Source organism: Psychrobacter pocilloporae, from assembly GCF_029872915.1.
In the GTDB taxonomy this organism is placed as follows: domain Bacteria; phylum Pseudomonadota; class Gammaproteobacteria; order Pseudomonadales; family Moraxellaceae; genus Psychrobacter; species Psychrobacter pacificensis.
In genome coordinates this window covers 2,763,588-2,779,054 of the sequence record NZ_PGFT01000001.1, presented here as the reverse complement: position 1 = coordinate 2,779,054, position 15,467 = coordinate 2,763,588, and the positions used below count along the sequence as shown (strand labels likewise).

13 protein-coding genes are annotated in these 15,467 nt (G+C 42.4%); 9 read left to right on the top strand and 4 right to left on the bottom strand.

Annotation, left to right across the window (positions count from 1 at the left end; genetic code table 11):
- The first annotated feature begins 280 nt into the window (after window positions 1-280).
- The 4 genes from CUR83_RS11900 (at window position 281) to CUR83_RS11885 (ending at window position 3,008) form a co-directional block, all read left to right on the top strand.
- Window positions 281-874: a hemerythrin domain-containing protein gene (locus CUR83_RS11900; RefSeq protein ID WP_083328929.1), complete on the top strand. Its 594-nt coding sequence runs from the start codon at window positions 281-283 to the stop codon at window positions 872-874.
- A 357-nt stretch (window positions 875-1,231) separates the two neighbouring features.
- Window positions 1,232-1,540, top strand: a complete 309-nt coding sequence (locus tag CUR83_RS11895) for a BLUF domain-containing protein (RefSeq protein WP_284719723.1) — start codon at window positions 1,232-1,234, stop codon at window positions 1,538-1,540.
- Window positions 1,541-1,771: 231 nt separating this feature from the next.
- Window positions 1,772-2,245, top strand: coding sequence for a BLUF domain-containing protein (locus tag CUR83_RS11890; protein ID WP_186473591.1), 474 nt, complete (start codon window positions 1,772-1,774; stop codon window positions 2,243-2,245).
- Window positions 2,246-2,546: 301 nt separating this feature from the next.
- Complete coding sequence (locus CUR83_RS11885; protein WP_212564154.1) at window positions 2,547-3,008, top strand: BLUF domain-containing protein; 462 nt, start codon at window positions 2,547-2,549, stop codon at window positions 3,006-3,008.
- A gap of 247 nt (window positions 3,009-3,255) precedes the next feature.
- Here CUR83_RS11885 and parC read toward each other — a convergent pair whose 3' ends face one another.
- Window positions 3,256-5,562: a DNA topoisomerase IV subunit A gene (gene parC, locus CUR83_RS11880; RefSeq protein WP_284719722.1), complete on the bottom strand. Its 2,307-nt coding sequence runs from the start codon at window positions 5,560-5,562 to the stop codon at window positions 3,256-3,258.
- Window positions 5,563-6,336: 774 nt separating this feature from the next.
- On the opposite strand from parC, the gene CUR83_RS11875 reads away from it, so the two are divergent.
- From CUR83_RS11875 to CUR83_RS11855, 5 genes are all read left to right on the top strand, one after another.
- Window positions 6,337-8,064 (top strand): AMP-binding protein, encoded by a 1,728-nt coding sequence (locus CUR83_RS11875; protein ID WP_284719721.1) that lies wholly within the window; start codon window positions 6,337-6,339, stop codon window positions 8,062-8,064.
- A gap of 437 nt (window positions 8,065-8,501) precedes the next feature.
- Window positions 8,502-10,301, top strand: a complete 1,800-nt coding sequence (locus tag CUR83_RS11870; protein WP_284719720.1) for an AMP-binding protein — start codon at window positions 8,502-8,504, stop codon at window positions 10,299-10,301.
- A gap of 182 nt (window positions 10,302-10,483) precedes the next feature.
- Window positions 10,484-11,200 carry a ribonuclease PH gene (gene rph / locus CUR83_RS11865; protein ID WP_284719719.1) on the top strand — a complete coding sequence of 239 codons (717 nt, stop codon included), beginning with the start codon at window positions 10,484-10,486 and terminating at the stop codon, window positions 11,198-11,200.
- Between the two features lie 119 nt (window positions 11,201-11,319).
- Window positions 11,320-11,811, top strand: a complete 492-nt coding sequence (locus CUR83_RS11860; protein WP_284719718.1) for a hypothetical protein — start codon at window positions 11,320-11,322, stop codon at window positions 11,809-11,811.
- A 265-nt stretch (window positions 11,812-12,076) separates the two neighbouring features.
- Window positions 12,077-12,841, top strand: a complete 765-nt coding sequence (locus CUR83_RS11855; RefSeq protein ID WP_071002946.1) for a hypothetical protein — start codon at window positions 12,077-12,079, stop codon at window positions 12,839-12,841.
- A 114-nt stretch (window positions 12,842-12,955) separates the two neighbouring features.
- Here CUR83_RS11855 and hemJ read toward each other — a convergent pair whose 3' ends face one another.
- From hemJ to CUR83_RS11840, 3 genes are all read right to left on the bottom strand, one after another.
- Entirely contained in the window at window positions 12,956-13,390 is a 435-nt protein-coding gene (gene hemJ, locus CUR83_RS11850) for a protoporphyrinogen oxidase HemJ (protein WP_071002947.1), read from the bottom strand.
- Window positions 13,391-13,465: 75 nt separating this feature from the next.
- Entirely contained in the window at window positions 13,466-14,578 is a 1,113-nt protein-coding gene (gene bioB / locus CUR83_RS11845) for a biotin synthase BioB (protein ID WP_071002948.1), read from the bottom strand.
- Window positions 14,579-14,834: 256 nt separating this feature from the next.
- Window positions 14,835-15,341 carry an SCP2 sterol-binding domain-containing protein gene (locus CUR83_RS11840; RefSeq protein ID WP_071002949.1) on the bottom strand — a complete coding sequence of 169 codons (507 nt, stop codon included), beginning with the start codon at window positions 15,339-15,341 and terminating at the stop codon, window positions 14,835-14,837.
- Between the last annotated feature and the right edge of the window lie 126 nt (window positions 15,342-15,467).

Here is a 15,467-nt window from a genome sequence, read left to right as displayed (position 1 = left end):
ATGGTTTTGACTAGGTTGTGTAACGCATGGGTCTTACGCTATTCACTTTGATGATTCATAAAATTGCTAACGTATTACCGAAGATACCGTTGACATTCTATGTTTAGACTATATATAGACTACACTTAAATTAAATATTTTTTAGTTCATCTAATGAATTTTATCTAATAAATTACTATGTCGTTTTCTGAGCTAAGTTCTTTAAAGAGGGTTTATTGATAACGACTCAAGCACTTATAGAGAAAATTGAATAAGCAAAATAATTTATAGGGACAAGATTATGACTGCTTCTACCCCAAAATCAAATCATGATGCCATAGCAGATAACACGCTCGATGCGTCTATGCCACGTCACCCTGAGAGCCGATTACAATCAGAATGGCTGTTTTTGTATGACAAACTGCCACCAGATCAATGGTTCAGTAACGACTATGTTTATAAGACATCGTTTTGGCTAAGTATTCACGCTGACATACGTAAACGCCAACACGTTCTTATCCAAATCAGTGATGCCTATCATGCTGGTGATATTGAATGGTTAGAATACCGCTCACAAATCTCACCACGGATTAATCAATATATTTTTAAATTACATCAGCACCATAATATTGAAGATACAGGCTACTTTCCACAGTTCATGCGCATGTACCCTCAACTAAAAGCAGGGTTTGAGATATTAGATCGTGATCATGTGCATTTAGATACACTACTTAATGAGCTGCAAGTGCTAAATAGCAGGCTAGCATCAAGCAATACTGAAGATAAAGCGCTGGTTGAGCAATTGCATCAGCGCTTAATGGATGCAAGTGAGTTACTGTCGCAACACCTCACTGATGAAGAAGATTTGGTGATTCCTATTTTGGGGTTAAATTAGTGTTATAGCGAAAAATAGTTCAGCTTCATTTTTTATCAGACAAGACTACCGCACTGAATGTATCAAAATCTGTATAGTCGAACCACTATTAAAGTGTTACAGCGTTAGACTCGTTTAGCCTACTACTGTAGTACTTGCACTCGTCTGCCTTGTACCACTTTTAGTATTGATTGACTATAGTACTACGATGTAGCGATAGGAGTATGAGTACGCTATCTTATTGAAACTGCAACGTTGCCTCTCTAGAAAATAGTAATAACGGGTAAAAACCTACTAAAAAATACAAAATGTTGTTGATTGTACTTTAGAGTAAAGGATATCTTAATTTAAAGTGGCTTTTGATCATTGGAATCTTTTATGCATAAAGTTATTGATTACATCTCAGAATCTGGTACTGAAGTTTTGGAGGAGGGAGATAAAGACGGGGCAGATATTCTGGTTAGCCTCACATATATCGGTAAAAATCGTGAGAAAGATAATGGCATAAAGCTGACTCGTACCTTTGAGACGGCACGAAAAAATAACGAAAAAAGCAATATCACTTCAGCGCTTGTCATTAAGGATCATTATTTTATTCAAAACATTGAAAACTCGAGATTTTCGATCAAGGAGAGCTTAGTAATTGCTATTTTTGGATTAAAAAATAGTAATTATAGTCAGATATAGATTAGGCTTTTGAGCTATTAGAATAATACAATCACACAGTTTTCACCAACATTTGTAGTAAAATTCGCGGCAGTAAATACTGGTGTCCTATCTCATTAAAAAGGTCATTTCACAATTTAAAAAATAATAATAGATGGTAAAAATTCGGTCAAAACGTAATAATTTCATTGATTATATTTTATAATAAAGTGTATCTTAATTTAGATAAGTATTTTGCAAATAGGGTTTCTTATGCATACAACGACAAGCCATGCTTCAGAGAACAGAAAAAGAAATGGCGAGCACATTCTTATCAACATGACATATATCGCCAGAAATGTCGATCTAGACTCAGGCATCGAGTTGACTCGTGCACTTGAGTATTGGAGAAGGTATTTCGAAGAAAACGGCATCGTTTCAGCTTTAGTTATCAGTGAAGGCTATTTTGTCCAAAGCTTTCAGGGAACAAGACCTGCTATCAGTACTGCCTTGCACAAGATATTAGACGAGCATCCAACTATTTTTCCTAACATTATCAACATAGAAGAAATAGAATCACGCCAATGGGATGGTTTTTTAATCAAACATTTAACGTCAAGTAATGAAGATGAATTGTATGCTTTGAGAAACTTCTCGACAGGTGCTGACTATAATCCTTACCTTATGAGAAGTAGTCAGATTGAGAACTTTTTACATGAGATTTTTGCAGATCAAAAAAAATTATAACGACATAATGACTGAAAAGGTTTGTGAAGAAAGAGTTGATGAGTTGTTCTCGCTACAGAACTCTCAGAGAAAGATATTATAGATGCTGTTTTTAGATTTTTTTTGAGTGGAATTGGAATAAAAATACAAGATGGGTCTTCGAGAATTAATAACTTAAGGTTATTAATTAGTAACTATATAACAAAAAAATAAGGGGCTATTGATTAGGGTAATTCTTAAATAGTATCTTAAGTTAAATGGATTTTTAATTAGATACCTTATGCGTAGATTTATTGAATTCTAATTTAGAAGAGAGAAGGGAATGATTTCAGACGAGAGAAATAAAAACGGTGCTCACATTCTCACCAGTCTAACGTATATTGGCAAAAACCGCGAAAAAGATAATGGCGTGAAAATGGCCCGTACTTTTGAGATAGCAAGACGAAACAACGAGAAAAGCGGTATAACCTCAGCACTGGCCATCAACGACAACTATATTATTCAAAATATTGAAGGTTCAAGACTTGATGTCAACGAGCTGATAACGAGGATTATCACGGAACGTCCACATCTTTTTATCCATGTTGTAGATATTAAAGAGGTAGAGACACGTAAATGGGATGGATTTTTGATCAGATACTTAACACCAACTCCTGAATATGAAGTGCATACCCTCAGACATTTTTCGGCAGGTACTGACTTTAATCCCTACCTAATGCCGAAAGATCGAATCACAAGTTTTATGGATGCGCTGTTCACAGATGAACTGCTTAACGATATGTAAATGGAGCGTATCTGTTCGCTACAACTGTGTTTTTTCACTCTACTTTTGATCGTTTCTAGTTTCGGTGGCTCTTAGTTTTAATATTCAAATATGGCCAGACATTTTTCTGCTGTAGTACAAATTTTTGTTCTTGGTAATACAAACCTTTATTAGTACAAAAAAGCTGCCCATACATTGTGTATGGGCGGCTTTTTGATGCGTGATAGCTGGGTTTTAATCTAGCTTGATCAAACTTGAGAGACCACAACTACCCAACCTCAACACTCGTTACATTCTGAAAGCCTCGTGGTAACTGTCCGCCGCGATTACCGCGAGTGCCCGTATAGTTAGCCAAGTCATTTGGCTTTAGCGTCACGTGGCGTTTGCCAGCAGTAATGACGAGGCTGTTTTGTAAACTGAGTGGCGTAATAGCCAGCACTTCTTCATCATCTTTCAGCTTAATCAGTTTGTTTCCTTTACCGCGAGCCTGTTCGGGCAAATCATTGAGGGCAAATATTAGTAGATATCCGGCATTGGTTACCACTGCGACATGGTCAGGCGTTATCTCTAACTTGGTGGTCTCGTCGTCAGTGTTATCCGCCATTTTTACTGGCGCATCGATACGAGCGACAGACAGCAGGCGACTATCGGCAGCGAGGTTAATGACATTCTTGCCTGCCTTTTGATTGCTGTCTAAATTACCAAGGGTGTTGATAAAGCCATAACCTTGCGAGCTGGCAAGAATGATGCGTTGATCGTCAGCACCAGTCAATAGCTGCTCAAAGCTGGCACCTGCTGGCGGTTTTAACACACTGGTCAGCGGATCGCCTTGACCACGCGCGGAGGCAAGGTTGTGCGTATCAATACTATAGCTGCGTCCTGTACTATCGAGGACGTAAATTTTCTCATTGGACTTGCCGCGCACGTGCGCTTGATAACTGTCCCCTGAGCGATAACTCATACCAGCGGCATCAACATCATGGCCTTTGGCCGCGCGAATCCAGCCCGCTTTCGATAGGATAGCGGTGACCGGCTCGCTCGGTACGAGGTCTGACTCTTTTAATGCTTGTGCTTCTTCGCGTTCTGCTAATGGCGACACACGCTCATTGCCGTGTTCTTTCATATCGGCGGTGAGCTCTTCAATCATCAGATTGGTCAGACTATCTGGATTGTCCAAGTAATCCTGAATGCTGGCGCGTTCGGCAGCGAGTTCATCTTGCTCGCGGCGTAACTCAATTTCCTCTAACTTTGCCAACTGACGCAAACGAATATCCAAGATAGCATTGGCCTGAATGTCAGTCAGGTCATAGTCCTGCATCAATGTTGCTTTTGGATCGTCTTCTTCACGAATGATGCGTATCACTTCATCGATATTGAGATACGCAATTAGCAAACCTGCAAGGACGTGCAAGCGCTTATCGATTTTGTCGAGGCGATATTGCAGACGGCGCGTGACCACTGAGCGGCGACAAATGAGCCATTCTTCTAAGGTTTCTTTTAGATTTTTGACCTGCGGCTTACCATTGAGGCCAATCATGTTCATATTGACGCGGTAGTTGCTCTCAAGATCGGTGCTAGCAAACAGATGGCTCATAACGCGATCGACATCGACGCGCGTTGAGCGCAACTCTAATACGATACGACAAGCGTTCTCATGATCTGATTCATCATGAATATCGGTAATCCAAGGCAGTTTTTTATCCGTCATGAGCTTGGCGATTTGCTCTTGGATTTTGTTGCCTGAGACTTGGTAGGGCAGCGCGTCAATAATGACTAAATTCTTCTCTTTGGGATCGATATGAAAAGTCGCGCGCATTTTGTAACTTCCACGCCCTGTTTCATACATCGTCTGCAAGTCTTTTTTGCTCGTGATGATTTCAGCTGGCGTTGGCAAATCTGGTGCTGGTATTGACTGGGTAAGCTGCTTAACAGACAGCTCAGGATTTTTTAGTAGACGAATAGCAGCACGTACCACTTCGTTAAGGTTATGCGGCGGAATGTCAGTTGCCATGCCAACCGCGATTCCTGTGGTGCCGTTTAATAAAATATTGGGCAGGCGGGCGGGTAGTGTGGTTGGCTCTTGTATCGTGCCGTCAAAGTTATCTTGCCAATCGACCGTGCCTTGTCCCAACTCTGCAAGTAGGGTGTTGGCATAAGCAGACATTTTGGCTTCGGTATAACGCATGGCCGCAAAGGACTTAGGATCATCAGGGCTACCCCAGTTACCTTGACCCGTGATAAGCGGATAGCGATAGCTGAACGGCTGTGCCATTAATACCATGGCTTCATAACACGCGCTATCACCATGTGGATGGTATTTACCGAGCACATCACCGACCGTACGCGCAGATTTTTTTGCCTTGGCAGAGGATTTTAGCCCAAGCTCGCTCATGGCGTAGACAATACGGCGCTGAACAGGTTTTAGGCCGTCAGCGATATTTGGTAGCGCCCGATCCATGATGACGTACATGGCATAATTGAGGTAGGCCTGCTCAGTGAACTCTGCCACTGAGCGAGTATCCATCGGCTCATTAGGAATGATTGGGGCAACAGTAGGATCAATAACATCAGACATAAAATAGACTTCGCTTATGAGTTTTTAATTAGTATGGTTTGTATAATTAGGCATAGTATAGGTGTGAACTGCACCGTATGCTCATTTAGGTTGGGCGCGATATTCACGTAAAAATAAGATAGTGCTATCGTAAAGGATATTGATCCAATTAAAAAGACATGTATCAGAATATACGACAGCTCATGACGTGCTTATACTGGCTTTTATAGACTTTACTTACCATGTCCCCGTACGTGGCTTTTATAGATAAAGTTAAGTATAGTAAAACTAACATTTGTTTTTAATAAATATCTCAGAGTGACAGTGCCGAATTAGTGACAAGAATTAGCATATCTCGATCAGGCAGTGACAAAGAGGAAGTTTGCTATAAGTTTATAACGCTCACTGGGCCAGCTGATGCCCTCGAGAGCACAGGCGAAGGCAATTTTATTATGTAAATATTGTGACTAAAATAAAAGAGATACTGTGGGTAAAATTCAGTGACATGACCAGTTTTTGTTGGTATAAATAATTGATATTAATGAAAATATCAGCCGTCAAGCCAGTTTGAGAACTCGTATAACAATCTTTTGTATTGAGTAGTCTATATAAAGTGTGTATGTTAATGAACAAAGGGCTATTTACCACTACATTGTTTGCTCATCACCTTACGACTATATCGCAGCCTCGCTTGTCATCATGATGTTGAGACTGCGCTCTGATTTTTCGTCTGTTTATCACACTGTGATTTGCATGAGCTGACGGTAATGTATTATTACTAGGAGAGAAAAGATTATGGAAGATCAAGGTAACCTGATTCGTCGCAACGACAAAGTATGGCTCAAAACATACGAAAAACTTGGCATTCAGTATGATATTGATATGCCGCCAGCCAACACCTCATTGATTGATATCATTGAGCAAAACTTTATCAATCATGCAGGCAAAACGGCGTTTGTCTGTATGGATGTTAAGCTGTCTTACGAAGAGTTGGATCTCTATAGTAAACAAGTTGCCGCTTACCTTCAGTCATTAGGACTACAAAAAGGCGATAAAGTGGCAGTAATGATGCCTAATATTTTGCAGCTACCAGTTGCGGTGCTAGGGGTGCTACGTGCTGGTATGACATTGGTCAACGTCAACCCACTTTATACCAGCAAAGAGCTGTCACATCAGTTAACAGATTCAGATACCAAAGTTTTGATTTTGCTTGAGAACTTTGCCAAAACTTATGAAGATATCGGCCAAGACTTAGTCGATCATGTCGTAGTTGCCTCAATGGGTGATATGATGAGTCCGCTCAAGGGCTTTATTGTCAATGCCGTGGTACGTCACGTCAAAAAAATGGTGCCTGCTTATCATATCAAAGGCAGCGTCAAGTTCAAAAAAGCAATGAACCTTTTTTCTGCTAAAAGCTATAAACGTCCTAACAATATCAGCCTCGATGATGTCGCTGTACTTCAGTACACGGGCGGTACGACAGGGGTGGCCAAAGGCGCTATGCTAACGCATGGTAACTTGGTGGCTAACTTGATCCAAAGCGATACCTACTTAGGCGATGCTTTTGATAAGTTTGAGAAGAGTAATGAGCAGCCAGTGATTATGACGGCTCTGCCGCTATATCATATTTTCTCGTTTACGGTCTGCGGTATGTTTGGTCTATACCGTGGTTGCATCGGGCTGCTAGTACCAAACCCACGTGATCTACCAAGTTTGATCAAAGCATATAAAGACTATCCACCAGCGTTTTTCCCAGCAGTAAATACTTTGTTTACCGCGCTTGCCAATAACGAAGAATTCCAATCGCTAGATCATAGCAAGCTTGAGATGTCTATGGGCGGCGGTATGGCAGTACTCAAAGACACGGCGACCAAATGGGAGCAGGTAACGGGCAATATCATCGTTCAGGGTTATGGTCTGTCAGAGACCTCGCCAGTTGCGTCAGCGAACCCACATGGTACGGGTGAGTTCTCAGGAAACATCGGCTTGCCAATGCCTGCCACTGATATGGCTATCTTGGATGAAGAAGGCAATGAAGTGGCCTTGGGTGAGCGTGGTGAGATTAGTATTCGTGGTCCGCAGGTGATGAAAGGCTACTGGAAGCGTGAAGATGCGACCGCTGAGGTTATGACGTCTGACGGTTATTTCCGCACAGGCGATATCGGTATCATGGATGAAGACGGTTACTTTAAGATTGTCGATCGCAAAAAAGACATGATCTTGGTATCTGGCTTTAACGTTTATCCAAACGAAGTAGAAGACGCCATGTCGACACATCCAAAGATTTTGGAATGTGGTGTGATCGGTATCGATGATGAGAAGAGCGGTGAAGTACCGAAGATTTACGTGGTACGTAGTGACGCCAGTCTGACTGCTGATGAAGTCATCGCTTACGGTAAAGAAAACTTAACTGGCTACAAACGTCCTCGCCATGTTGAGTTTATTGACGAGCTACCAAAATCGAACGTCGGTAAAATCTTACGTAAAGACTTACGAGCACTCGAAGAGAAAAACCACGGTTAATCTACGAAGGCTTATCTTTAGATGGGGTTTTATCACTGGCTATTTATAAGTACCTCTATGATTGGTACTTGTAATATGCTGAGTAACCAGATTTAGTTATTGTTATAACCAAAATGATAAGGTTGTCTCGTGCTGCCTTATCATTTTTTGTCTTTGTGCTTGTTGTGAATAGTGGGGCATAAGGAGTATAGATAGAGAATTTTTAGTAAAACTGCTATAGTGCCAGCCAAGAGGTTTTTGCTTTTATTTATAATAGAGTGATGATTTTACTCAATATGACTTGCAAAGCGATTATTATAAAAATGATATAGCTACGCTGACCTGTGAGCTTATTTAATACGATTTCACCATGCTGCATCAAACATTACACCATCAAAAAAAACAGAATTTTTATATAAAGTATTCTATGTTTTTAACAGTAATATTTAAGGAAAATTATGACGGACAATATCAATAAAGAGACAACAGATAATAACGCTGGCACTAGTGATAAAGGCAATGCATCTGAGTATATTTATCAAGACAATGCATTCCCTACTATGCCGACTATCGCCAGTGACAGTCCATGGTTGAGCGCTTATGAGCGTTATAGCATTGATGCTACGATTGAGATGCCAGAGGACAGTACCTCTTTACTTGATGTGTTTGAGCGTAATTTTAACCGTTATGGCCAAAAAACGGCCTATATTTGCATGGGCGCTTCGATTAGTTTTAAGCAATTGGACCTATATAGCCGCCAGATTGCCAGTTATTTGCAATCGCTAGGGTTGGTTAAAGGCGATAAGATTGGGGTTATGATGCCCAACCTCTTACAGTATCCGATCATCGCGTTAGGTGTCATTCGCGCCGGTATGATACTCGTCAATGTAAACCCTTTATATACCAGTCGCGAATTGTCCCATCAGCTCCATGACAGTGGTGCCAAAGCCTTATTCATCGTTGAGAATTTTGCGAAAACCTATCAAGATGCCGAAGATAAAGGGCAGATTGAGCATGTTGTCGTCTGTAAGATTGGGGATATGCTGGGTACGGTCAAAGGGGTCGTGGTCAACCTCGTCGCTCGTCATATCAAAAAAATGATTCCTCCTTATCGAATCCCAAATAGCGTGAGCTTTAAGGAGGCATTGGGCGCAGTCTCTGCCAGTCATTATGAGCGTCCTGAGTTGAACTTGAGTGATGTGGCATTACTACAATATACAGGCGGGACGACAGGCGTGGCGAAAGGGGCAATGCTATCTCATGGCAACTTAGTCGCCAATATGCTACAGGTTAGTGCACTGATGAATAGTGCGTTCGAAGATGATATAGACAGCAGAGATATCATCTTGACAGCACTGCCGTTGTATCATGTGTTCTCATTTATGGTATGCGGTATATGTAGCATGTACCAGGGTTATACAGGCTTGCTTATTCCTAACCCGCGCGATCTCGATGGGCTTATCAAAGAGATGGGTAAATACAAACCTTCTTTTATCCCAGCTGTGAATACGCTATTTAATGGCTTAGTGCACAAAGACAGCTTTGCAGACCTAGATTTCTCTAATCTAAAAGCCTCTATCGGCGGTGGTATGTCCGTATTGCCGAGCGTTGCCAAAGAGTGGCATAAAATCACAGGTCTACCTATCGTTGAAGGCTATGGATTATCTGAGACGTCACCAGTCGTTGCTTTTAACCCAATGACCATCGCAGAGTTTACTGGCAAGATTGGTATTCCTGCACCTAGCACCGATGTCGTGCTCATCGATGAAGAAGAAAACGTCGTCGCGCTGGGTGATCGCGGTGAGATATGCGTCAAAGGTCCACAAGTGATGATTGGTTATCAAAACCGTCCAAAAGAAACAACCGAGTCCTTTACCGCTAGTGGTTACCTAAAAACCGGTGACATTGGCATCATGGACGAAAAAGGCTTTATCAAAATTGTTGATCGCAAAAAAGACATGATCTTGGTATCTGGTTTTAATGTATATCCAAATGAAATCGAAGAAGCCATGAGTGAGCATCCAGCTGTGGTAGAGTGCGGTGCCATTGGCGTTCCTAATGATGAGCGCGGTGAAGAGCCAAAACTATTTGTGGTCAAAAAAGGCGATGTTACTGAAAAAGAGCTGCTTGAGTACGGCAAAAAACAACTGACTGGCTACAAGCGTCCGCGTCACATACAGTTCGTTGACGAATTACCAAAGTCGAACGTTGGCAAAATCCTACGTAAAGAATTGCGTAAGATGGAAGGCTTAGAATAGCCTCTATCGTCCATTATTGCCTAACTGACGGCGCAATGGCGGGCGTGAATCTTGCCATTGCGCCGCTGTCACGTTAGGATATCTTAAGATTTTAGTCTACCAGATACCTGTCGGTCTGCTTATTAGCCACTGATAGCGTACTTTTATGACACTGCTTTTATAACATTGTACTAGGAATTTTTATGCGTATTGACAATCGTGAACTTGACCAACTTCGTTCTATCAGCTTTGAGCGCCACTATACTAAGCATGCTGAAGGGTCAGTATTGGTCAGTTTTGGCGATACCAAAGTGCTATGTACGGCCAGTGTCGAATCTGGTGTACCGCGCTGGCTCAAAGGTAAAGGTAAAGGTTGGGTAACCGCCGAATACGGTATGCTGCCACGCGCAACCAATACTCGCAATCAACGCGAAGCGGCTCGCGGCAAGCAGTCAGGCCGTACGCAGGAAATCCAGCGTCTGATCGGTCGTAGCTTACGTGCCATGATTGATTTAAGTAAGCTTGGTGAAAACACCATCTATCTTGATTGTGATGTGTTGCAAGCGGATGGCGGTACTCGTACGGCCAGTATCACTGGTGCGGCAGTTGCACTGATCGATGCGTTAGAAACTATCCAAAAGAGCAAAAAACTCAAAGCTGATCCGCTGATTGGATTGGTTGCTGCGGTTTCTGTTGGTATGAAAGGTGGTGAAGCTTATCTTGATCTGAACTACGAAGAAGACTCTAGCTGTGATACCGACCTGAACGTCGTTATGACTCAAAAAGGTGAGTTTATTGAGCTTCAAGGTACTGCTGAAGAAAAGCCGTTCACTCGCGCTCAAGCAGACGCTATGCTGTCATTGGCTGAAACAGGCATTGCTGAATTGATTAAAATGCAGCAGACTGCACTTGGCTGGTAGTCTGGTATTTAGATAAAATTTGCTGTCTTTATTTTTAGTTTTGATAACTGCCTGTTGGTTTCTGATAGGCAGTTTTTTCATAAAAAACACTTTTTACATTTCGCAATAGGTAACAATGCATGCTCAAGCTGACTGATGATGGCGCCAAAATCACCTTACAGGGTCAGCCGAATAATGCTGACAACGGTATGTTTTGGTTTGGGTCTGCATTACTGATAGGGGCGGTGGCAGTCGCTATGGCAATGAGCTTATTGTCTGAGCGATTGGCTATCGGTGCGCTGGCACTGCTTATCGTTGGTAGTTTTATTTTTAACAAAAAACGTCAGCAGCATAAAAAAGCCATGAGTGGCATGATTAGTAGCGGTACATTATGGGTGCGAGCGGATGAGTTGGTACATGACAATCTAGGCAAACGTGAACACATTCATTTGACTGACGACGATAGAGTTGTGCTTATCGGTGATGGGCTGCAGATTGTCGATAGCAGTGAGGCACGCAAGTATCATATTACTGGTTTTGAGAGTGCCCAAGAGGCGAAAGTGACTAAAGCCATATTAGAAGGGCAAGCACTGACAAAACGCCACGTAAATATTAAAATGAGTAGTGATTAGTATTTTTACGCCTCGGTCGCTTGATTCATTAAAAGTCACTCCAGTCTCTATCCTATCTAACACCACCGCGCTTTGTCTTCTTTGACCCTTCTGAACGCTCTTCTTTATTATGACCATTCGTCATGATTTTTATACCGTCTATCGCCAATCTAAGGTGAATAGTTCTTGCAGATGCCTGTCTAAATGGTTTATAAGTAAGATTACAAAATTCAATCTTCACTATTATCCATACTGTCATTGATACTTTTTTGATCAGGAGTTAGTCATGTCGCGTTTGCCTATGTCGTCAGTCGCAGCGTCTTGCAGTTTATTATTATTTACTTGTAGCATACAAGCCCATGCAGATAGTATGAGTGCCCTTATCGCTCAAAAGTCCGTCCAGTCTGACTCTAGTGCGCGCTATATGTCTTCTTATCCAGCAGTTCCCTCCGTCAAAGTCAGTACACAATCTACTATTCAACGCGCGCGCTCACCATCATATAGCAATGATAGCATGAGCAGTTATGGCAATCAGCCAGCGTTAAGTACCACTTACCGTTATCCTGAAATGCAGCGTCAGGCACCTACGGTGTTGCCAGCATTTTTATCAGGGAGTTATGACAATGTCGATAGCGAGTATTTACCGCTATTGAGTAGTGCGGAGACGCAAAGCAGTATGGCTGCCCGCGAAGTGGTCAGCACGGCACGTAAAATGGCACTGAATGAGCGGACGATTATCAAAGGCGGCTGCTGGGATTATTTGAATGCGGTGTTTAATCGAGCGGGAGTTTCACGTAATACCATTCATAAAGGCACGTATGCGCAAGGCCCTTATGCCAATAGTAGCGACATTGAGACAGGTGACTGGCTTTACTATATCAATCATGGCTACAATGGCATTGAGCACAGTGGACTGTTCGTCGGTTGGGTCGATGAGCGTGCTAAGCAAGCATTGATATTAAGCTATGCTGGTGAAAACCGCCGTGAGCCGGCGCGTTATCGTGTTTATGATTTGAGCAATGTCTATCAAATCATGCGGCCTAGTGTTTGATCTATAATATTTGGTAGACAGTCCAAAAAATGAATAAAAAAGCGTCCGTCACTTATGGAAGTGGCGGACGCTTTTTATTGGTAGGTCATCAGTTATAAGCATTTCGACTGGATTTTAGAATGGTTTAACGACCACTAAAATGACAATAATCACCAAGGCAAAAACAGGTACCTCATTAAACCAGCGCCAAAACTTATGGGATTTATAATGAGGGTTATCAATCAGTTTTTTGCGATAAAAGCCGCAAGCGCCATGATAGCCTGATAGCAACACGACGAGCAGTAGTTTGACGTGTAGCCAGCCTTGGGTTTTATAAACATCCCAGCCCAGTCCTAACATCCATAGACCGAATATCCATGTCGCTATCATCGATGGCGTCATAATACCGCGATACAGCTTGCGCTCCATAATAGTAAAGCGCTCTTGGCTGATGCTATCGTCACTCATCGCATGATAGACAAACAGACGCGGCAAATAAAATATCGCCGCAAACCAGCAGACCACCGAGATGATGTGTGCAGCTTTAATCCAGTTAAAATAATCTGCCATTACTTAATCTCTTATTATCAGCCGTGTAATATCAGGCTTGTTTTCATAAATTGTTGTTAGCAGCAAACAGCCAAACTAATCGGCCAATACCATCTGCGATTGATGACCGCTCATCGCATCCATCACAGGCAACACTTTGGGCGCTCTTGGTGCGGCAAACTGCTTGGTGAGACCAAGCTCACGCATGAGTCTGTCGTCGCCTGATTGACTGGCATTACCCGTCGTCAATAACTTGTCGCCATAAAAGAAGGAGTTAGCACCCGCCATAAATGCCAAGGCTTGCTCTGAATCTGATAAGCTTTCACGGCCAGCAGACAAACGCACATAACTAGTCGGGCAGCAAATACGTGCCACGGCAATGGTACGAATCCACTCTAGCACTGATAACTGGCCTTCTGCCAATACTTTATCGCCAATCGGTGTGCCTTTAATCGGGACTAGCAGGTTAACAGGAATCGACTCAGGGGCTTTCGGCATTTTTAGGAGCTCATGCACCCAATCAATACGGTCATCCCGGCTCTCACCCATACCAACGATGTTACCACTACAAACATTGATACCAGAGTTGCGTACGTTTTCGATGGTATCTAAGCGCTCATCATAGCTACGCGTGCTGACGACTTGCTCGTAATAGCTGCGCGAGGTATCTAGGTTATGATTGTAATAATCCAGTCCTGCATCCGCGAGTTGCGCCGCTTGATTGGTATCGAGCATACCTAACGTCATGCAAGTCTCAAGTCCTAACGCTTTGACTTCTTTGATAAGCTCGACCACATAAGGCATGTCTTTGGCGCTTGGGTGTTTCCATGCAGCACCCATACAGAAGCGAGATGAACCGGTTGCCTTGGCGCGTTTGGCCGCGGCGATGACTTTATCCACTTCTATGCGTTTTTCTGCCTGCAGTTTCGTCGTATCGCGATGATGACCTGATTGTGAGCAATAGCCACAATCCTCAGGACAGTTACCCGTCTTAATAGACAGTAGCGTACTGATTTGTATTTCGTTAGCGACAAAGTGCTCTCTATGAATGGTCTGGGCTTTTAACAACAAGTCCATCAAAGGCAAATCAAACAACTGAGCGATGTCGTCACGACTGTATGTGCGAGCGGCTTTGTGAGTATCAGGTTGGCTGAGTAGGTCAGTTGTGCTATCGGCGTTTGGTTCAGAGATGCTAAGCAGTCCTGCCATAAGGTAAATCCTTTTATAAAATTAAATGGTATCAGGTAATATCAATGTATGTGTCTATTGTCATTTATAAGGTAATAAAAAAGGTTGCCGTATAGTATACCGCAACCTTTTTAGAAAATCAGAACACTGCTAGAGAGCATGTATAATTGTCACAATAGCGCACATAAATAGCAACTATCTAGTTGATCCTATTTCAGCCATTTTACCAGTGAATATCATGCAATGCATTACTCATTTATAGGAAAGGATCAGCTATTTACTTGCCCAATTTATGCTTAGCAAAACCCACCCAGTGCTCAGCAAACTTCTGTGCTTTATACGCATAAGGCTTGGCTTTTTGGAGGTAGGGTTTACACTCTTCTGGAACAGCTGGCACGATGTGCTTAGCAAGTTTGTTGAACCACATCATTAGGCTATAGTCACCCTCGATGCTTAGATTGCCTTCTTGCACGGCAGTCATAAATGCAGGCAAGCTACCTTTGGTCAATAGCTTGACGCCCGTCATAGAATCTTTGAAAGTAATGGTCAAATCTGCTGCTTTTGCATGACCACTTTGTTGACTAAATTGTCCATTATCAAAGCGAAAAGAACGCGCGATATCAGATTCGGTGCTGGCAAACTCAATCGTGACATTGCGATCGGCAAAGAGTGCTTTGACGTCTTCGTTGTCGCTATCAGCGAGCATGGACAGACGATAGCCAACCACGGCCAATAACGCATCTAATGGGTCAGATTTGATATCTAATACAGGAATAGTAAACATAGTGGAACTCCTAAAGAATGGGGCATAAAAATAAATCGTACTTTATACCAGTTTTTATGATAAACATATAACTAGATTATAACCTACTGAGTGATTTCAACTCTTTAGGAGTTAAGTAGAAAGCGT